The organism is Pseudomonas sp. zfem004 (assembly GCF_032621715.1).
Classification (GTDB): domain Bacteria; phylum Pseudomonadota; class Gammaproteobacteria; order Pseudomonadales; family Pseudomonadaceae; genus Aquipseudomonas; species Aquipseudomonas sichuanensis.
In genome coordinates, this window is record NZ_JAVYJF010000007.1 from 52,493 (window position 1) to 72,562 (window position 20,070).

12 protein-coding genes are annotated in these 20,070 nt (G+C 66.4%); 9 read left to right on the forward strand and 3 right to left on the reverse strand.

Annotation, left to right across the window (positions count from 1 at the left end; genetic code table 11):
* Positions 1-11 precede the first annotated feature (11 nt).
* The 7 genes from treZ to RTH46_RS09680 all read left to right on the forward strand — a co-directional run bounded on the left by treZ (position 12) and on the right by RTH46_RS09680 (position 11,468).
* Complete coding sequence (gene treZ, locus RTH46_RS09650) at positions 12-1,754, forward strand: malto-oligosyltrehalose trehalohydrolase (protein ID WP_316905551.1); 1,743 nt, start codon at positions 12-14, stop codon at positions 1,752-1,754.
* Entirely contained in the window at positions 1,751-3,820 is a 2,070-nt protein-coding gene (gene malQ, locus RTH46_RS09655; RefSeq protein ID WP_316905552.1) for a 4-alpha-glucanotransferase, read from the forward strand. The genes treZ and malQ overlap by 4 nt, the downstream gene beginning before the upstream one ends.
* Positions 3,817-6,591 carry a malto-oligosyltrehalose synthase gene (locus RTH46_RS09660; protein WP_316905553.1) on the forward strand — a complete coding sequence of 925 codons (2,775 nt, stop codon included), beginning with the start codon at positions 3,817-3,819 and terminating at the stop codon, positions 6,589-6,591. The genes malQ and RTH46_RS09660 overlap by 4 nt, the downstream gene beginning before the upstream one ends.
* A gap of 17 nt (positions 6,592-6,608) precedes the next feature.
* Positions 6,609-6,854, forward strand: coding sequence for a DUF2934 domain-containing protein (locus tag RTH46_RS09665; RefSeq protein WP_316905554.1), 246 nt, complete (start codon positions 6,609-6,611; stop codon positions 6,852-6,854).
* A gap of 126 nt (positions 6,855-6,980) precedes the next feature.
* Positions 6,981-9,134, forward strand: coding sequence for a glycogen debranching protein GlgX (gene glgX, locus RTH46_RS09670; RefSeq protein ID WP_316905555.1), 2,154 nt, complete (start codon positions 6,981-6,983; stop codon positions 9,132-9,134).
* Between the two features lie 133 nt (positions 9,135-9,267).
* Complete coding sequence (locus RTH46_RS09675; protein WP_153786531.1) at positions 9,268-10,062, forward strand: endonuclease/exonuclease/phosphatase family protein; 795 nt, start codon at positions 9,268-9,270, stop codon at positions 10,060-10,062.
* Between the two features lie 329 nt (positions 10,063-10,391).
* Positions 10,392-11,468 (forward strand): autotransporter outer membrane beta-barrel domain-containing protein, encoded by a 1,077-nt coding sequence (locus tag RTH46_RS09680; RefSeq protein ID WP_279846977.1) that lies wholly within the window; start codon positions 10,392-10,394, stop codon positions 11,466-11,468.
* Positions 11,469-11,590: 122 nt separating this feature from the next.
* Here the strand turns inward: RTH46_RS09680 and glgB are convergent, their stop codons facing one another.
* The 3 genes from glgB to RTH46_RS09695 all read right to left on the reverse strand — a co-directional run bounded on the left by glgB (position 11,591) and on the right by RTH46_RS09695 (position 19,379).
* Positions 11,591-13,801, reverse strand: a complete 2,211-nt coding sequence (gene glgB, locus RTH46_RS09685; protein WP_316905556.1) for a 1,4-alpha-glucan branching protein GlgB — start codon at positions 13,799-13,801, stop codon at positions 11,591-11,593.
* A 141-nt stretch (positions 13,802-13,942) separates the two neighbouring features.
* Complete coding sequence (gene treS, locus RTH46_RS09690) at positions 13,943-17,260, reverse strand: maltose alpha-D-glucosyltransferase (RefSeq protein ID WP_316905557.1); 3,318 nt, start codon at positions 17,258-17,260, stop codon at positions 13,943-13,945.
* A gap of 100 nt (positions 17,261-17,360) precedes the next feature.
* Entirely contained in the window at positions 17,361-19,379 is a 2,019-nt protein-coding gene (locus RTH46_RS09695) for an alpha-1,4-glucan--maltose-1-phosphate maltosyltransferase (RefSeq protein WP_316905558.1), read from the reverse strand.
* Between the two features lie 140 nt (positions 19,380-19,519).
* On the opposite strand from RTH46_RS09695, the gene RTH46_RS09700 reads away from it, so the two are divergent.
* Both RTH46_RS09700 and RTH46_RS09705 read left to right on the forward strand, forming a co-directional pair.
* On the forward strand, positions 19,520-19,681 hold the full coding sequence (locus RTH46_RS09700; RefSeq protein WP_279846973.1) for a hypothetical protein: 162 nt from the start codon (positions 19,520-19,522) through the stop codon (positions 19,679-19,681).
* Between the two features lie 112 nt (positions 19,682-19,793).
* Complete coding sequence (locus tag RTH46_RS09705) at positions 19,794-20,051, forward strand: phosphopantetheine-binding protein (RefSeq protein ID WP_316905559.1); 258 nt, start codon at positions 19,794-19,796, stop codon at positions 20,049-20,051.
* Positions 20,052-20,070: the final 19 nt, after the last annotated feature.

Below are 20,070 nucleotides of genomic sequence, written 5' to 3' on the forward strand. Positions count from 1 at the left end.
GGGAGCGGACGATGCACAGGCATGGCGCGCAGGTAATGGACGCCACGTCGGCGCGCTTTGCCCTCTGGGCGCCGGATGCGCGCAGCGTGAGCGTGGAAGTCGAGCGGCAGCGCCCCGTCGAGCTGTTGCCTGTCGATGACGGTTGGTACGTCGGCGTTGCCCCGTGCCACGCGGGTGAGCGGTATCAGCTGCGTATCGACGGGCAGCTCAAGGTCGCCGACCCGGCTTCGCGCTATCAGCCCGAGGGCGTGCAGGGGCCGAGTGAGCTGGTGGACCTTGCCGCCTACCCGTGGCAACACAGCTGGCTGGGCCGCCCGTGGCACGAAGCGGTGATCCAGGAGCTGCACGTGGGTCTGTTCGGCGGCTACAGCGGCGTGGCCGAGGCGCTGCCACGCCTGGCCGCGCTGGGCATCAGCGCCATCGAGCTGATGCCGCTGGGCCAGTTCCCCGGTGAGCGCAACTGGGGCTATGACGGCGTGCTGCCGTTCGCCCCACAGCACAGCTACGGCACCCCGCAGGCGCTGTGCGCACTGATCGACCAGGCCCACGGCCACAGCCTGATGGTGCTGGTGGACGTGGTCTACAACCACTTCGGCCCGGACGGCAATTACCTGCACCAGTACGCCAGCCCGTTCTTTCGCCAGGACCGGCAGACGCCCTGGGGCGCGGCCATCGATTTTCGCCGACCAGAGGTGCGCGAGTACTTCATCCAGAACGCGCTGATGTGGCTGTGCGACTACCGCTGCGACGGCCTGCGCCTGGATGCAGTGCACGCCATCGACCAGCCGGACTTCCTCGTCGAACTGGCGCAGCGGGTGCGCGCAGCGATAGCGCCGGGCCGGCAGATCTGGCTGGTGCTGGAAAACGAACACAACCAGGCCGCGCTGTTGCAGCAGGGCTTCGACGCCCAGTGGAACGACGACGGCCACAACGCCTTGCACGTGCTGCTGACTGGCGAAACCGAAGGCTACTACGCCGACTTCAAACAGCGGCCCGTCGACCAACTGGCGCGTTGCCTGGCCGAAGGCTTCGTGTTCCAGGGCCAGGCCAACCGCCATGGCACGCCACGCGGCGAGCCATCGGCACATCTGCCACCGACAGCGTTCGTGCTGTTCCTGCAGAACCACGACCAGGTCGGCAACCGCGCCCTGGGCGAGCGCCTTACCCGCCTGTGCCCGCCGCAGGCCTTGCGGGCGGCCACCGCGCTGTTGCTGCTGGCGCCGATGATCCCGCTGCTGTTCATGGGCGACGACGACGGCAGCCGCAAGCCGTTCCTGTTTTTCACCGACTTCCACGACGATCTGGCCGATGCCGTGCGCGAGGGTCGGCGCGGCGAGTTCGCCCACTTCGACGCCTTCGCCGACCCCGCCAGGCGCGAACAGATCCCCGACCCCAACGCCGAAACCACCTTCGAAAACTCCCGGCCACAGCCAAAGGACGTGCTGGCCGGCTGGCATGGCCTCTACCAGCAGCTGCTCGACCTGCGCAAACGCCACCTCATTCCGCACCTGCCCGGCACCCGCGCACTCGGCACCGAGGTCCTGGGCGACAAGGCGCTCACCGCGCGTTGGCGCCTGGGCAACGGCCAGCAGCTGCGTATCGACCTCAACCTCGATGCCCAACCCCAGGCCGCGCAACTGCCGGCCCAGGCGCTGCGCCTGTACGACAGCAGCGACAACGCCCACCCCGACTCGACGCTGGCCGCGCACAGCTGCGTGGTCAGCCTGCTGCCCCCAGAACCGGAGACGCCATGAGCGAACAGCCCCTGCACCGCCTGGCCGCCCGCGTCGGCCTGGCCCGCGACTGGATCGACGCCAACAACCGCCCGCAGCAGGTCAGCGACGAGGTGCTGCGCAATGTATTGCAGGCCCTTGGCCACCCCGCTGGCGACGATCAGGCCATCGCCGGCAGCCTGCGCCTGGTCGAGCAGGCCGAAGACAGCGAACACCTGCCACCGCTGCTGACCGTCGATGTCGACCAGCCGCTTGCCCTGCAACGCTGGTTCAGCGCCGGCAGCCAGGCGCACTGCACCCTGGAGGACGCCAGCCAACGCACGCTGGTGCTGGATGCCCAGGCAAACCTCCCAGGCGGGTTGCCGATCGGCTACCACCAGTTGGCCATCGACGGCCGCACCTTCACCGTGGCCGTGGCGCCGTCGCGCTGCCACGCGCTCGAAGATGCCATTGCCGAACCGCCACCGCGCTGCTGGGGCCTGGCGGTGCAGCTGTACAGCCTGCGCCGCCCCGACGATGGCGGCTATGGCGATTGCCTGGCGCTGGAACAGCTGGCGCGCAGTGCCGCCGAGCGCGGCGCCGATGCCCTGGCGATCAGCCCGATGCACGCGCTGTCGGCCTTCGACCAACAGCACTTCAGCCCCTATTCACCGTCCAGCCGGCTGTTGCTCAACGCGCTGTACGCCAGCCCCGCAGCCCTGCTGGGCGAACGCGCCGTGCGCATGGCCATCGAGGCCTGCGGGCTTGCGCAGACACTGGAAGACCTTCAGCAACAGCCGCTGGTGGACTGGCCACGCGCCGCCAAGGCCCAACACCGTTTGCTCGAAGCGCTGTACCAGGACTTCAGCCAGGGCGACCACCCGCTGCGCGCAGACTTCGCCAGTTTCCGCGAGGCCGGCGGCGAACGGCTCGAACACCATTGCCGCTTCGAGGTGCTGCAAGGCGAGGCGGTGGATCAGGGCCTGGGCGCCGACTGGCGCCACTGGCCAAAGGCCTGGCACGACCCCTATCACCCCGAAGTCGAAGCCTTCGCCGCCGCCTACCCGGCTCGTGTCGAGTTCCATGCGTTCTGCCAGTGGCTCAGCGAACGCAGCCTGCAACGCGCCCAGGACGCGGCGCGCAGCAATGGCATGGCAATCGGCCTGATCGCCGACCTGGCGGTGGGCGCCGACGGCGCCGGCAGCCAGGCCTGGAGCCGCCAGGACGAGCTGCTGGCCGACCTCAAGGTCGGCGCACCGCCCGACATCCTCAACCGCGCGGGGCAGGACTGGGGCATCTGCGCCTTCTCCCCCGAAGGCCTCAAGCGCAACGGCTACCGCGCCTTCATCGAGATGCTGCGGGCCAACCTGGCCCATGCCGGTGGCCTGCGCATCGACCATGTGATGGGCCTGCGCCGGCTGTGGCTGATCCCCCGTGGAGCCACTGCCCGCGAGGGCGCCTACCTCAACTACCCGCTCGACGACCTGCTGCGCCTGCTGGCCCTTGAATCGGCCCGGCACCAGGCGATCATCCTCGGCGAGGACCTGGGCACCGTGCCCGAAGGCCTGCGCGAGCGCCTGGCGGCCAAGGCCGTGCTGGGCATGCGCGTGCTGCCCTTCGAGCAGGATTCGCCCGGCCACTTCAAGCCGATCCTCGACTGGCCGGACAACGCCCTGGCCACCACCGGCACCCATGACCTGGCGCCACTGGCCGGCTGGCTGCAAGCCCGTGACATCGACTGGCACAACCGCCTGCAACTGATCGACGCCAGCACCGAAGGGCACTGGCGCGACACCCGGGCGCTGGAGCGCGACGGCCTGCGCCGCACCCTCGAGCACAACTACGGCCCGTTGGCGGACGACAGGGCGCTGGTTGACGCGGCGATCCGTTACGTCGGCCATACCCGCGCCCCCTTGGTGCTGGTGCCGCTGGAGGACCTGCTGGGCTGCGACGAGCAACCCAACCTGCCCGGCACCACCGCTGGCCACCCTAACTGGCGGCGGCGCTTCAAGGCCACGGCCCTCGAGCTGCTCGACGACGAGGACGCGGCGCGGCGCCTGGAGGTGCTGGCCCAGGCCCGCGAACAAGCCTGGGAGCGTGATCGATGAAGCCGCTGACCGCCACCCTGCGCCTGCAGTTGCACAGCGACTTCACCTTGGATGACGCGACGCCATTGGTGCCCTACTTCGCCCTGCTCGGCGTCAGCCATGTGTATGCCTCGCCGATCCTCACTGCCCGTGCCGGCTCGCGCCACGGCTACGACGTGGTCGACCCGACCCGGGTCAACCCCGAGCTGGGCGGCGAGGCCGCGCTGGAACGCCTGGTGGCTGCCTTGCGCCAACACGGCATGGGCCTGATCCTCGACACCGTGTCCAACCACATGGCCGTGGGCGGCGCCGACAACCCATGGTGGCAGAGCCTGCTGGCCTGGGGCCGGCGCAGCCCCTATGCCGAGTTCTTCGATATCCAGTGGCACTCCAGCGACCCGTTACTGGCCGGGCAACTGCTGCTGCCGTTCCTCGGCAGCGACTATGGCGTGGCCCTGCTCAACGGTGAAATCCCCCTGACCTTCGACGCCGAGCATGGCCGGTTCGAGGTCGCCCATTATGAGCATCGTTTCCCGATCTGCCCGCTGGACTACGGGCGCATCCTCGGCCATGCCGAAGACCCACGGCTGCAAGCCCTGGCCCAACACTTCAGTGCCCTGCACGAGGCCGCCGAACCGCTGGCCGACGCCGTGGCGCTGCACCGCGACCTGGCCCTGGTGGTCGACGCCGGGGCCAGCCTCGAAGGCGCTCTGGCCGCCTTCGACAGCGGCAGCGAAGCCGGCTTCAAGCGCCTGCACCTGTTGCTGGAACGCCAGACCTATCGCCTGGCCAGCTGGCGCACCGCTGCCGACGACATCAACTGGCGGCGCTTTTTCGACATCAATGAGCTGGGCGGCCTGCGGGTGGAGCGTGCAGTGGTGTTCGAGGCCACCCACGCCAAGCTGTTCGAACTGATCGAACGCGGGCTGGTGGATGGCTTGCGCATCGACCATATCGACGGCCTGGCCGACCCGCGGCGCTACTGCCGTAACCTGCGCCGGCGGGTCGACGGGTTGCTGGCGCGCCGGCCACTGCAGGCGGCCGTGGAGCACTTCCCGATCTACGTGGAAAAGATCCTCGGCGCCGATGAACACCTGCACCGCGACTGGCTCACCGACGGCACCACCGGCTACGAGTTCATGAACCAGGTTTCGCTGCTGCAACACGACCCGGCGGGCGAAACGCCGCTGACCGAGCTGTGGAGCACCGTCAGTGAACGGCCAGCGTTTGCCGAGGAAGTGCGCCAGACGCGCCACCTGGTGCTCAATGCCAGCCTGGCCGGCGACTGCGAGTCGGTGGCCCTGGCCTTGCTGCAGGTGGCCCGCGACGACCTGATGAGCCGTGACCTCACCCTCGGTGCCATACGCCGCGCGCTGCAGGCGCTGGCCGAGCACTACCCGGTGTACCGCACCTATATCAACGCCTGTGGCCGCCCGGCCGAGGACGAGGGGTTCTTCCAGCAAGCACTCGGTGACGCCCGTCAGTCACTGGGCGAAGCCGACTGGCCGCTGCTCGAGTACCTGGCGCAATGGCTCGGCGGCCAGCCCTGGCGACGCCTGCCCCCGGGCCGACCGCGCAAGCACCTGCGTCACGCTTGCGTGCGCTTCCAGCAATTGACCGCGCCCACCGCCGCCAAGGCCGTGGAAGACACCGCGTTCTACCGCAGCGCCCGGCTGTTGTCGCGCAACGATGTGGGCTTCGAGGCCGAGCGCTTCAGTGCCGACCCTGATTGGTTTCACACCCAGGCCCAGCGCCGCCTGCGCGACTTCCCCGACAACCTGCTGACCACCGCCACCCACGATCACAAGCGTGGCGAAGACTGCCGGGCACGCCTGGCGGTGCTCAGTGAGCGCGGGCCCTGGCTGGCCAGCCGGGTGGAACACTGGCGCGAGCTGGCGGCGCCGCTGCGCGAGGCGTTGGACGATGGCGCCGCGCCCAGCCCGGGCGATGAGCTGCTGCTGTGGCAGACCCTGCTCGGCAGCTGGCCGCTGGCGCTCGACCTGCATGACGGCAACGCCCTGCGCCACTACGCCGAGCGCATCGGCCGTTGGCAACAAAAGGCCCTGCGCGAGGCCAAGCTGCGCAGCAGTTGGGCGGCGCCGAACGAGGCTTATGAACAGGCCTGCGCCGCCTATGTGAACGGCCTGCTGCTGGACGAGCAGAACCAGCAGCTGCGCCAGTCACTGCACGAGGCGGCGCGGCAGATCGCCGGCCCCGGCGCGCTGAACAGCCTGGTGCAATGCCTGCTGCGCATGACCACGCCGGGCGTGCCCGACCTGTACCAGGGCAACGAGTACTGGGACTTGAGCCTGGTCGACCCGGACAACCGGCGCCCGGTGGACTACGCTGCAAGGCGTGCCAGCCTGGACGCCAGCACGCCCCTGGCCGAACTGCTCGGCCACTGGCAGGACGGGCGCATCAAGCAGGCACTGATCGCCCGGCTGCTGGACTGTCGCATGAGCCACCCCGAACTGTTCCGGCGTGGCGCCTACCTGCCGCTCGACGTGCAGGGGCGCCACGCCGACAAGGTGCTGGCCTTCGCCCGACTGGGCGAGGCGCAGCGCGCCATCGTTGTCGCACCACGGCTTGCCGGCAGCTTGCTGGGTAACGCCACAACCCCATTGATCCCGGCACAGAACTGGGACGATACGCGGCTGATCCTGCCGTTTGCCTTGTCGCCTGCCAACTGCTCGGGACTTTTCGGTGGCGGTGCTGTCAGCCCTTCAAAGGAGCTGAAATTGAGCACCGTACTGGCGGAGTTTCCGGTCAATGTGTTGATTGATCATGCCTAACTGCATTCAGGAGCGTCGTGATGAGTGTCGAAGAGAAACGTGTTCGCGAATTCGCCTATCAAATCTGGGAATCGGAGGGCAAGCCGGCGGGCCAGGAAATCCGCCACTGGGAGATGGCCCGCAAGCTGGCCGAGGCTGAAGCGCTAGCGCCCAAGGCCGCGCCGCGCAAGAAGGCGGCGGCCAAGCCGAAGGCGGCGGCGCCTGCTGAAAAGACGGTGGCGGCGAAGAAGCCGAAGGCAGTGAAGAAACCGGCTGCGAGCTGAGTCTCAGGTAAGCCGTACCGGCCTCATCGCGGGGCAAGCCCGCTCCCACGTTCTGATCGCGTCACATTCCATTGTGGGAGCGGGCTTGCCCCGCGACACCCCTCCCCACGGACCACGAGGACCGCCATGAGCCCCCGCACCCCGAAGAAAACCCGCTCCGTCGCCCCGTCGCGCATCCGCGAAGGCATGCCCTTCCCGCTGGGTGCCACCTGGGACGGCCTGGGGGTCAACTTCGCCCTGTTCTCGGCTAACGCCAGCAAAGTCGAACTGTGCCTGTTCGATTCAACCGGCGAACAGGAGCTCGAGCGCATCGAGCTGCCCGAGTACACCGACGAGATCTACCACGGTTACCTGCCCGACGCCCACCCTGGCCTGGTCTACGGCTACCGCGTGTACGGCCCGTATGAGCCGCAGAACGGCCACCGCTTCAACCCCAACAAACTGCTGATCGACCCCTATGCCAAGCAACTGGTGGGCACTTTGAAATGGTCCGAGGCGCTGTTTGGCTACACCATCGGCCACCCCGACGGCGACCTGTCGTTCGACGAGCGCGACAGCGCGCCCTTCGTGCCCAAATGCAAGGTCATCGACCCGGCGTTCACCTGGGGCCGTGACCAGCGTGTGCAGATCCCCTGGGAGCGCACCATCATCTACGAGGCCCACGCCCGCGGCATCAGCATGCGCCACCCGGCAGTGCCCGAGGCGCTGCGCGGCACCTTCGCGGGCCTGGCCAACGACGAACTGCTCGGGCACATCAAGGCGCTTGGGGTATCGAGCATCGAACTGCTGCCAATCCATGCCTTCGTCAACGACCAGCACCTGCTCGACAAGGGCCTGAACAACTACTGGGGCTACAACAGCATCGCCTTCTTCGCCCCGCACCCGCGCTACCTGGCCAGCGGCAAGATCGCCGAATTCAAGGAGATGGTCGCGCACCTGCACGACGCCGGGCTGGAAGTGATTCTGGACGTGGTCTACAACCACACCGCCGAAGGCAACGAGCGCGGCCCGACCCTGTCGATGCGTGGCATCGACAACGCCTCGTACTACCGCCTCAAGCCCGACGACAAACGCTTCTACATCAACGATTCCGGCACCGGCAACACCCTCGACCTGAGCCACCCGTGCGTGCTGCAACTGGTCACCGACTCACTGCGTTACTGGGCTGGCGAGATGCACGTGGACGGCTTCCGCTTTGATCTTGCGACCATCCTCGGCCGTTACCACGACGGCTACAGCGAGCGCCACGGCTTCCTCGTGGCCTGCCGCCAGGACCCGATGCTCAGCCAGGTCAAGCTGATCGCCGAACCCTGGGACTGCGGCCCCGGCGGCTATCAGGTGGGCAACTTCGCCCCCGGCTGGGCGGAGTGGAACGACCGTTTCCGCGACACCGTGCGCAGTTTCTGGAAAGGCGACGAGGGCATGCTCGCCGACTTCGCCGCGCGCATTACCGCCTCGGGCGACCTGTTCAACAACCGTGGCCGGCGGCCCTACGCCTCGGTCAACTTCGTCACCGCCCACGACGGTTTCACCCTGCGCGACCTGGTGTCGTACAACGACAAGCACAACGAGGACAACGACGAGAACAACCAGGACGGCACCAACAACAACCTGTCGTGGAACTGCGGCGTCGAAGGCCCGACCGACGACCCGGCGATCAATGCCCTGCGCATGCGCCAGATGCGCAACTACTTCGCCACTCTACTGCTGGCCCAGGGCACGCCGATGATCGTCGCCGGCGACGAGTTCAGCCGCACCCAGCACGGCAACAACAACGCGTATTGCCAGGACAGCGAGATCGGCTGGGTCAACTGGGAGCTGGACGAGGACGGCAAGGCCTTGCTGGCCTTCGTCAAGCGCCTGACCCGGCTGCGCCTGGCCTACCCGATTTTGCGCCGCTCGCGCTTTCTGGTGGGCGACTACAACGAGGCGATCGGGGTCAAGGACGTCACTTGGTTGGCCCCGGACGGCAGCGAGATGACCGTGGAGCAGTGGGAAGACCCGCATGGGCGTTGCCTGGGCATGCTGATGGACGGCCGCGCCCAGGAAAGCGGCATTGCCCGGCCCGGGGCCGAGGCGACCCTGCTGCTGATCGTCAACGCCTACCACGACGTGGTGCCGTTCAAATTGCCGGCGGTGCCCCAGGGCGAATACTGGAGCTGCCTGGTCGACACCGACCGGCCGGAGCTGCGCAAGCCGCAGCATCTGCCGTTCGACACGGTGTTCGAGGTGCAAGGGCGGTCGTTGCTGTTGATGGTGTTGCAGCGCGAGGAGGACTGAACCTGAACCTGGTGAATCGGTCCTAGATTGTAGCGTGGGAGCGGGCTTGCCCCGCGATGGATGGCACCGGCCGTGCCGGTATCGCGGGGCAAGCCCGCTCCCACGGGATTCCCATCGTCCCAAAGGAGCCCCCGTGAACCCCGAAGCCGGCAGCCCAGGTTTCGCCAGCGTCAGCCAGGCCCCGGCCGTGCACCGGGTCAAGGTGCTGACGGTCAATACCCACAAGGGTTTCACCGCCTTCAACCGGCGCTTCATCCTGCCGGAGCTGCGCGAGGCGGTGCGCAGCACCCAGGCCGATATCGTGTTCCTGCAGGAAGTGCTCGGCAGCCACGACCGCCACGCCTCCCGCTACCCCGGCTGGCCGCAGACCTCGCAGTACGAGTTCCTCGCCGACAGCATGTGGAGCGACTTCGCCTACGGGCGCAACGCGGTGTACCCGGACGGCCACCACGGCAACGCGCTGCTGTCCAAGTACCCGATCATCGAACACCGCAACCTCGACGTGTCGATCACCGGCCCCGAACGACGCGGCCTGCTGCACTGCGTGCTCGACGTGCCCGGGCAACCACCGCTGCATGCCATTTGCGTGCACCTGTCGCTGCTGGAAAGCCATCGGCAAAAACAACTGCAACTGTTGGGCAGGCTGCTCGACGCACTGCCCGCCGATGCCCCGGTGATCATCGCCGGTGACTTCAACGACTGGCAGTTGCACGGCAATCGCACCCTGGGCCGGCAACGGGGCCTGCACGAAGCCTTCGAACGCCATCACGGCCTGCTCGCTCGCACTTATCCCGCGCGCCTGCCACTGCTGCGCCTGGACCGTATCTACCTGCGCAACGCCGACAGCCATGGGCCGAAGATCCTTGGCAACAAGCCCTGGACACACCTGTCCGATCATCTACCGCTGGCGGTGGAAGTGCGCCTGTAGCAACGATTCGGCATAGCCGCGCAGCGAGAAATCGCCTTTGTCGATATGGCATCGCCAATTCTGCACAAATTCAATGGCTTGAATTACTCAACGAACCATTACCAAAGCCTTCACACATTCTTGACGCAAGCCCTGTCCTCTCCTTAGCTGAACAGAACCAACAGACGTAAAGATTCGTGCCGGGCCTCTAGCTCGCGCCTTTGTGCGCGCTCAAAGAGGCTGGCGCGCTGGTTTGGGTCGCCCCTGTTTTGTCGTACAGCCCGTGACATCAGGCCAGATTGCTCGGCTGTTCAACGTGCTGTCCAACACCCAAAAACAGGAGATCCGCCATGAAAAGCACCTCGAACCCCCTGCGTTTCGAAGCTCTTTTCTGCGCGGTTTCCACGTCGCTGCTCTTGGCAACCCCGGTGGAAACCTTCGCCTTCGAACTGCAGGAGGGCGAAACCTTCGCCCGGTTCCTGGAACAGCCCGAGGTCCCCCAACTCTCTCTCGACCCGCTGAGCGTCAATGGCCTCAACCAGGGGATGCTCTCGGCATTCTCCACGCAGATGAGCGAGCGCCACGGCCCGCTGGCCAGCGACATGATCGCCAGCCAGTGGGCGCAGTTCTTCCCCGGCGCACCACGGCCTACGGCGCAGGCGCCGGCGCAGCTGGAGGCGCCCAGCCAGCAATTGATGATCGGCCCCGACCTGTTCGTGCGCGAAACCAGCGCAGGCAACGTGCACCGCGCCGGGATCTTCGTTGGCCACAACAACCTGCAGAGCAGCTTCAACGGCATGCGCCCCTTGCTCGGTGACAAACAACGCAATGCGGTGAACCTCAGCGGCGAGAGCCTGGGCGTGTACTGGAGCATGACCCATGAGCAGGGCTGGCACGTGGACGCCGTGGCCATGGGCACGCGCATCGACGTCAATGGCCGCTCCCAGGCCGGCCAGCGGGTGGATGACAGCGGCCATGCGATGACCTTCTCGGTGGAGGGTGGCTTCCCCATCGGCCTGGGTGGCGGCTGGGTGATCGAGCCCCAGGCGCAGTTGATCAACCAGCAGTTCTTCCCTGGCAGCCAGGTGCAGGAGGAAACCTTGCAGGCGTTCGACAGTCAGCCAAGCTGGAGCGGCCGGGTCGGTGCCAAGCTGTCGGCGCGCTATGAAGTGCGTGGCATGCCGATCGAACCCTATGTGCGCACCAACGTCTGGTACGACTTCAGCAACAGCGACTCGGTGAAGCTGGACCAGGTCGACAAGATCTCCAGCTCGCGCAGCTCGACCTCGGTGGACCTGGGGTTGGGGCTGGTGGCGCGGGTCACGCCGAACGTGGCGCTGTTCGTCAGTGCCGATTACAGCAGCGATGTGGATGACAATGATCTGAATGGGCTGATTGGCAGCCTGGGCGTGCGGATGCGCTGGTAGGCAGGTTCGTCCCATCGCGGGGCAAGCCCGCTCCCACGTTTTGGACTGTCCCCTAGAAGTTGGACACAACTTTTTTGGGGCAGCCCAGACCGTGGGAGCGGGCTTGCCCCGCGATGGCCCTGTCAGGCTGGCTTCATCACCAACACCCCCAACGGCGGCAGATTCAGCGCCAGCGACAAGGGCTGCCCATGGCTGGCGATGTCATCGCTGGCCACCGCTCCCAGGTTGCCCACGTTCGAGCCTGCATACAGCCCGGCATCGCTGTTAAGCAACTCTTGCCAACGTTCACCGAACGGCACGCCGATCCGGTACCCCTCGCGCGGCACCGGGGTGAAGTTGGCTACCACCAGCAGAGGTTCGCCCTGGCTGCTCCAGCGCAGCCAGGCGTACACGCTGTTGTGCGCATCGTCGCCGATCAGCCACTGGAAGCCCTGGGGCTGGCAGTCCTGTTCGTGCAGCGCCGGCTCCTCACGGTACAGCCGGTTGAGATCGCCGACCAGGCGCTGCACCCCTTGGTGCTCGGGGTATTGCAGCAGGTACCAGTCCAGTTCGCTGTCGTGGTTCCACTCGCGCCACTGGCCGAACTCGCAGCCCATGAACAGTAGCTTCTTGCCCGGGTGGGCCCACATGAACGCGAGGTAGGCGCGCAGGTTGGCGAACTTCTGCCAGCGATCGCCGGGCATCTTGTCGATCAGCGAGTGCTTGCCGTGCACTACCTCGTCGTGGGAGATGGGCAGGATGAAATGCTCGGAGTAGGCATAGATCAGCCCGAAGCTCATCTCGTTGTGGTGGTAGGTGCGGTGGATCGGGTCGTTCTGCATGTAGTGCAGGGTGTCGTGCATCCAGCCCATGTTCCACTTGTAGGCAAAGCCCAGCCCGCCCTGCTGGGTCGGCTGGCTGACGCCCGGCCAGGCGGTGGATTCCTCGGCGATGATCAGCGCGCCCGGTGCTTCGTGAGCGGCGACGCCGTTGAGGTGGCGGATGAAGTCGATGGCTTCGAGGTTCTCGCGCCCGCCATGGCGGTTGGGCACCCATTCGCCGGCCTTGCGCGAGTAGTCGCGGTAGAGCATCGACGCCACGGCATCGACGCGCAGGCCGTCGATGTGGAAATGCTTGAGCCAGTGCAGCGCCGAGGCCAGCATGAAGCCGCGCACTTCGTTACGGCCAAGGTTGTAGATCAGCGTGTTCCAGTCCTGGTGGAAGCCTTCCAGCGGATTGTCGTACTCGTACAACGCGGTGCCGTCGAATCGCGCCAGGCCGTGTTCGTCGGTGGGGAAATGCGCCGGTACCCAGTCGAGGATCACGCCGATGCCGCCCTGGTGGCAGGCGTCGATGAAGAAGGCGAAATCTTCCGCCGTGCCGTAGCGCGAGGTCGGGGCGAACAGCGACAGCGGCTGGTAGCCCCAGGAGCCGCCGAACGGGTGCTCCATGATCGGCATCAGCTCGATATGGGTGAAGCCCAGTTCCTGCACGTAGGGCACCAGGCGTTCGGCCAGTTCGCGCCAGTTGTAGAAGCGCGCGACCTCGCCGGTATCGTCCAGCTCGCAGCGCCAGGAGCCGGCGTGCAGCTCGTAGATCGACAACGGTGCGTTGTAGGCGTGGCGCTGGGCGCGCTGTGCCATCCATTGCTCATCGTGCCAGTCATGAGCCAGGGCGCCGGCCACCTTCGAGGCGGTACTCGGCGGCAGCTCGGTGGCGCGGGCCAGCGGGTCGGCCTTGAGCGGCAACACACCGTCGGCGCCGAGCACTTCGAACTTGTAGGTCTCGCCGACACCCAGGCGCGGCACGAACAATTCCCACACCCCGGCGCTGTGGCGCAGGCGCATGGGGTGGCGGCGACCGTCCCAGTTGTTGAAATCGCCCACCACCGAAACCCGCCTGGCGTTGGGCGCCCACACCGAGAAGCACACGCCGTCGATGCCGTCGGCCTGGGTCGGTTGCGCACCGAAGCGGCCGGACAGGTCGCGGTGATTGCCCTCGGAGAACAGGTACATGTCCATGTCGCCCAGTTGCGGGCCGAAGCTGTAGGGGTCTTCGGTGACCTGCTCGCCCCCGGCCCAGCCGATCTGCAGCAGGTAGGGCTGTGCATCGTTGATGTGCGCGGTGAACAACCCTGGCAGGCGCTGTTGCTCCATGTCAGCGAGCACACGTCCGCCATCGCGCGCCAGCACGCGCACATTCAGGGCGTTGGGCAAAAAGGCCCGGATAAACTGACCGCCTGCACCATCGGGGTGCGGGCCGAGCACGGCGAACGGGTCGGCGTGCGTGGCGCTGGCAAGGGCGTCCAGGTCCCGTTGCCGAAGGCTGCCGTTGTCACGCGTGGTTGCATTCATCTCACTGCCCCTTTCCATGTGTTTACACGATTGCTTGACGACCTTTTGACAGCGGCGTGGGAGCGGGCTTGACCCGCGATTGGGCCTCTACCCTCATCGCGAGGCAAGCTCGCTCCCACGCCGCCACAATCAGAAAAACGTTCATGACTCCCCCCAGGTACTGATCAACCCATGCAGGCCATGCAAAGGCACGGCCAGCCAGCTCGGCCGGTTCTCGGCTTCGTAGCTGATTTCGTAGGCGGCTTTTTCCAGGCAGAACAGTTCCAGTGCGGCGCGCTCGCCCTCGGCCTGCTGCCAGGCATGGGGCATGGCGGCGGTGACCAGGCCATAGGCTTCGACGAAGGCGTGACGCGACTGGTGCAGGTACTGCCGGGCAACCCGCTGACGGGCCTGGCGCGCCGCGTCGGAGAGGTCTACCGCCGAGGCGCTGCGCAGGATCATGGCAGCAGCATAGTCGAAGGAGCGCAATACGCCGCTGACATCCTTGTAAGGGCTGTGCTTGGCCCGGCGCTCGTCGAGCGGCCGCGCCGGTTCGCCCTCGAAATCGATCAGGTAGGCATCGCCCTGCACCACCAGCACCTGGCCCAGGTGCAGGTCGCCGTGCACACGCATCAACAAGCCGCCCTGGGCCTGGCGGGCCAGGTTGTCGATGTGCTGGCGCAAGCCTTGGCGTTGTTGCTGCAGGTCGTCGACCAGGGCCTGGCTGTCGTTGTCCAGGCTGTTGCGGTGCTGGGCCAGCAGGTCCAGGGCATGCTCGAGTTCGGTGCTGATCTGCCGGCTCCAGCGCTCGCTGTCCCGGGCATCGCTGGGCCGAGGTTGGAACGCTTGATCAGTGGTGGGCGCCGCCAGCAGCTGGTGCATCTCGCCCAGGCGCTGGCCCAGCAAGGCGGCGAAGCCGGTGAGTTCGGCCAAGGCGTCGGTGTGCGCCTCCTGCTCGCTGCGGGTCGGTTCCATCTCGTCGCGGATCGCCCGCTCCAGGGTGTTCTGGGTCCAGTCCCAGGCATCGCCCTGGTTGCTCAAATAGCCTTGGGCGATCATCAGCAGGTGCGGCTGCTCGCGTTCATCGACGCGGCTTACCCAGGCCAGCAAGGGGGAAATATTGGCGAAGCCCGCCGCGGTCAGGTAGGCGCTCATCTCCAGCTCCGGGTGGGTGCCGGGGTTGACCCGGCGGATCAGCTTGAGCACCAGGCTGCCGCCCACCACCACCGAGCTGTTGGACTGCTCCGCGCCCAGGTAGCGCACTTCGCTCTGTTCATCGAGTGCCAGCGCGGCGAGCTGCTCGGTGCACTGGAAACGCAGTTCGCCCAGGCCGTCGCCGCAGGGCAGGCGCAGGCCGTCCTGGCAGCCGCACAGCACCGCGCGGATGAAAGGCTCGAGGACGAAGGCATCGGTGATAAGCCCTACCTGACGACCACGGCGCACCCGCGACAGCGCCAGTTGCTGGGGCAGCGCGGCGTTGATCTGCTCCTCGGGCAACAGCCCGAACGGCAGCTGGTAGTGGCTCACCACCCCTTTGCTGTGCACCTCCAGCTCGCCGAGCAATGCCGGCAACGTCGCGGTGGCGACGCGTACGCCGTAACGCAGGCGCACCTGGTCGATCGGCCCTTCCTTGCCGGCGAACCAGCGGCGCTTGGGCAGGTACTGGGGCAGGATCGCGCTTTCCAGGGTGTCCCGGGACGGCGCTTCAAGCAGCTCTTCCATGCGCTTGCGCAGCACCAGGGTGGTCAGCTCGGGCAGGCCTTCGGTGGGCTGCACATGCCAGCTGGGCATGCGATCGTGGGCGGCCAGCAGGAACCAGTAGAAGCCGTATGGCGCCAGGGTAAGCAGAAACGGCAACTGGCCGATGGGCGGGAACGCGCTGCCACCGAGCATCTCCACCGGCACCCGTTCGGCGTACTGCGAAAGCTCCAGCTCCGCGGCCTGGGCAGCGCGTGAAACGTTGGCCACGCACAACACCACTTCACTGCTGCCCTCGGCATCGGTGTATTCGCGGATATAGGCGAGGATGCGTCGGTTGCTCGGGGTGAGCATTTTCAAGGTGCCACGGCCAAAGGCCTTCTGCTGGTTGCGCACCGACAGCAGGCGGCGGTTCCAGTTGAGCAGCGAGTGCGGGTCGTGGGCCTGGGCTTCGACATTAATGGTCTGGTAGCCGTACAGCGGGTCCATGATCGGTGGCAGCACCAGGCGCTGCGGGTCGGCCTTGGAGAAACCGCCGTTGCGGTCCGGCGACCACTGCATGGGGGTGCGCACGCCGTCGCGGTCGCCCAGGTAGATGTTGTCGCCCATGCCCAGTTCGTCGCCGTAGTACAGCGTGGGCGTGCCAGGCATCGACAGCAGCAGGCTGGTCAGCAGCTCGATGCGCCGCCGGTCGCGCTGCAGCAAGGGCGCCAGGCGTCGGCGAATCCCCAGGTTGATGCGCGCGCGACGGTCTTCGGCATAGTAGTTCCACAGGTAGTCGCGCTCGCGGTCGGTGACCATCTCCAGGGTCAGCTCATCGTGGTTGCGCAGGAAGATCGCCCACTGGCAGTTGGCGGGGATCTCCGGGGTCTGGCGCAGGATATCGGTGATCGGAAAACGGTCTTCCATGGCCAGGGCCATGTACATGCGCGGCATCAGCGGGAAGTGGAAGGCCATGTGGCATTCGTCGCCCTCGCCTTCGCCGAAGTACGGCCGGGTGTCCTCCGGCCACTGGTTGGCCTCGGCCAGCAGCATGCGGTCGGGGTAGTTGGCGTCGATCTCGGCGCGGATCGCCTTGAGCACCACGTGGGTCTCGGGCAGGTTTTCGTTGTTGGTGCCGTCGCGTTCGATCAGGTAGGGGATGGCGTCCAGGCGCAGGCCGTCGACACCGATGTCGAGCCAGAAGCGCATCACCCCGATCACGGCCTTGAGCACCTGCGGGTTGTCGAAGTTCAGGTCCGGCTGGTGGGAGTAGAAGCGGTGCCAGAAATACTGGCCGGCCACCGGGTCCCAGGTCCAGTTGGACTTTTCGGTGTCGAGGAAGATGATCCGGGTGCCGTCGTATTTCTGGTCGTCGTCCGACCACACGTAGAAGTCCCGGGCCTTGCTGCCGCGCTTGGCGTGGCGGGCGCGCTGGAACCAGGGGTGCTGGTCGGAGGTGTGGTTGATGACCAGTTCGGTGATTACCCGCAGGCCGCGCTTGTGGGCTTCGGCGATGAAGCGTTTGGCGTCGGCCATGCTGCCGTAGTCCGGATGCACGGCTTTGTATTCGCCGATGTCGTAACCGTCGTCGCGCCGTGGCGAGGGGTAGAACGGCAACAGCCAGAGGGTGTTGACGCCAAGTTCGGCGATGTAGTCGAGCTTGCTGATCAAGCCGGCGAAATCGCCGATGCCGTCGTTGTTCGCGTCGAAGAACGATTTTACGTGCAGCTGGTAGATCACCGCGTCCTTGTACCAGAGGGGATCGTCGATGAAGGCTGCCGGGCGGGAACGCTTGGCCATGTGCGACTCCTTTCTGTTCGGTTTTGTGCACGAGGTTGATCGCGGGGCAAGCCCGCTCCCACGTGGTAGATCGTGGGAGCGGGCTTGCCCCGCGATTGGCCTAGCGCATTTTCTCTATCCGCCAGATCCCAAACGGCTGGTGCCAGGGCTCGATGCGCATCCACTGGGTCTTGCCGTGCCAGGTCCAGCGCTGGCCGTTCATCAGGTCTTCGCCCTGGGTGTCGGCGTTGTCGTCCAGGCCCAGTTCCCACAATGGCAGCTCGAAGTTGGCCTCCTGGGCGTTGTGCGGGTCGAGGCTGATGGCGACGAGGATGTAGTTGTCGCGCTCGGCGGTGCGCTTGGCGAAGTACAGGATCTGGTCGTTCCAGCAGTTGAGCAAGACCACGCCCAGGTGGGTCTGCAGGGCGCGGTTCTGCCGGCGGATGCGGTTGAGCTGGGCGATTTCGGCGACGATGTTGCCGGGCTGGTTGAAGTCGCGCGGGCGGATCTCGTACTTCTCCGAGTCCAGGTATTCCTCCTTGCCGGGCAGCGGCGTGCCTTCGCACAGCTCGAAGCCCGAATACATGCCCCATAGCCCTGAGCCCATGGTCGCCAGCGCGGCGCGGATCAGAAAGCCCGCACGGCCGGAGGTGTGCAGGAAGAACGGGTTGATATCCGGCGTGTTGACGAAGAAGTTGGGCCGATAACACAGGCTCCACGGCGGCTGGTTGAGCTCTTCGAAGTACTCGCGCAGCTCCTGCTTGCTGTTGCGCCAGGTGAAGTAGGTGTAGCTCTGCGCGTAACCCACCTTGCCCAGCCGCGCCATCATCGCCGGGCGGGTGAAGGCTTCGGCGAGGAAGATCACCTCGGGATGCTGGCTGCGCACATTGGCGATCAGCCATTGCCAGAACGGCAGCGGCTTGGTGTGCGGGTTGTCGACGCGGAAGGTCTTGACCCCCTCCTCGACCCAGCCGACCACCACGTCGCGCAGCGCCAGCCACAGGCTGGGCACCGCCTCGGGGGCGTAGAAATCGACGTTGACGATGTCCTGGTACTTTTTCGGCGGGTTCTCGGCATAGCGGATGGTGCCGTCGGGGCGCCAGCTGAACCAGCCGGGGTGCTCCTTCAGCCAGGGGTGGTCCTGGGAGCACTGGATGGCGAAGTCCAGGGCGATCTCGAGGCCGTGTTCGGCGGCAGCCGCCACCAGCCGGCGGAAGTCTTCGCGGCTGCCCAGCTGAGGGTGGATGGCGTCGTGGCCGCCCTCGGCACTGCCGATGGCGTAAGGGCTGCCGGGGTCGCCGGGCTCGGCCTGCAACGCGTTGTTGCGGCCCTTGCGGTGCTGCATGCCGATGGGGTGAATGGGCGGGAAGTACAGCACGTCGAAGCCCATGTCGCGGATCATCGGCAGGCGCTGGTGCACGTCGTCGAAGGTGCCGTGGCGCTCGGGGTTGTCGGTTACCGAGCGTGGGAACAGCTCGTACCAGCTGGCGAACAACGCGGCTTCGCGGTCCACGTCCACGGGGAACTCGGGGCTGCGGGTGAGGTAGCTGCGGTGCTCGGCCTCGCTCATCAAGCGGGTGACATCGGGGTGCAGCAGCTGCGCCACCTGCTCGTCCAACGGCAGGCCCGGCAGGCGCTGCCGCAGGTGCTGCAGTTGCTCGCGCAACAGGCCGTCGCTGCGTTCGATGCCCTTGCCCAGCAGCAAGCGCCCTTCTTCGAGTTCGAGTTTCACGTCCTGGCCTGCCGCGTATTTCTTTTCCAGGTCGTGGGAATAGGTGGCGAACGGGTCGATCCAGGCCTCGATGCTATACAGGTGCAGGCCCAGTTCGCCTGGGGTGAACGCGGCCAGCCACAGGTCGTTGCCCGGCGAGTGCATGGGCACGGCGTGCCAGCGGGCGTCGTGGGCCTGGCGCCAGAACAGGGTCACTGCCAGGCGGTCATGGCCGTCGGCGTACACCTTGGCACTGACCTCGACCTTGTGCCCGCGCACCGCCTTGGCGGCAAAGGTGCCGCCGTCGAGCACCGGGCTTGCATCCTCGATGACGATGCGCGGCGCCAGCAAGGCCTGGGACAGGCTGACGGCCTGCTCCGGGTGGTCGTTGGCCATGGGCACGCTTTCGAAGGGCTCGTTACCTGACATCGCACTCACTCCATTGGGCTTGTGGCGGTAAGGGTTCTGAGCCGTGATCGGGCGCGGGGGTTCAAAAAAACTGAGCGAATGGCGCGAGGCGTGAGTCCAAGCCTGCAACACCGCTTCATTCACCACGCGAGGTCAGGCCCATGAGTATTCCCATTCCACCGGAGACACCCGACCCGAACATCGACGACCCGACATTGCCGCCGCCAGTGCCCGAGCAAGAGCCGGACGAAGCGCCGATCAAGCCGAGCGTGCCGCCGACTGTGGGCGACCCGCCGAGCGAGGAGCCGCCGGTGAAAGCTTGAGGATAGACAAGGCTGGGGGCGAGGCTGGCGGGGCACCTGATATTTTTGCCAGTAGCGCAGGCGGGTGAAGCTGGTTAAACAAAGCACTCATTCCCTGACGCAAGCTGCCCTCATGCCCACTGAAGACCGTGTCACCTCGATCCTGCTGTGGATCATCGACGATTTTCTCGAGCTCAATGGCCGACACAAGCAGCTCAAGGCTGATCATGAGCTCGGCGAGCTGGGTGCAGATAGCTTCGACATGGTCGAGCTGCAAGCGCGGATCGAAGAGGCGTTGCAGATCCTGATCGAAGAGCAGCTTCGCGTCGACATCACCTTCAGTCAGTTGCTCACATTGGTGCGCAAGGCGCGGGCCAATGCGCACCACTGACACGCCCCTTTCCCTTCAT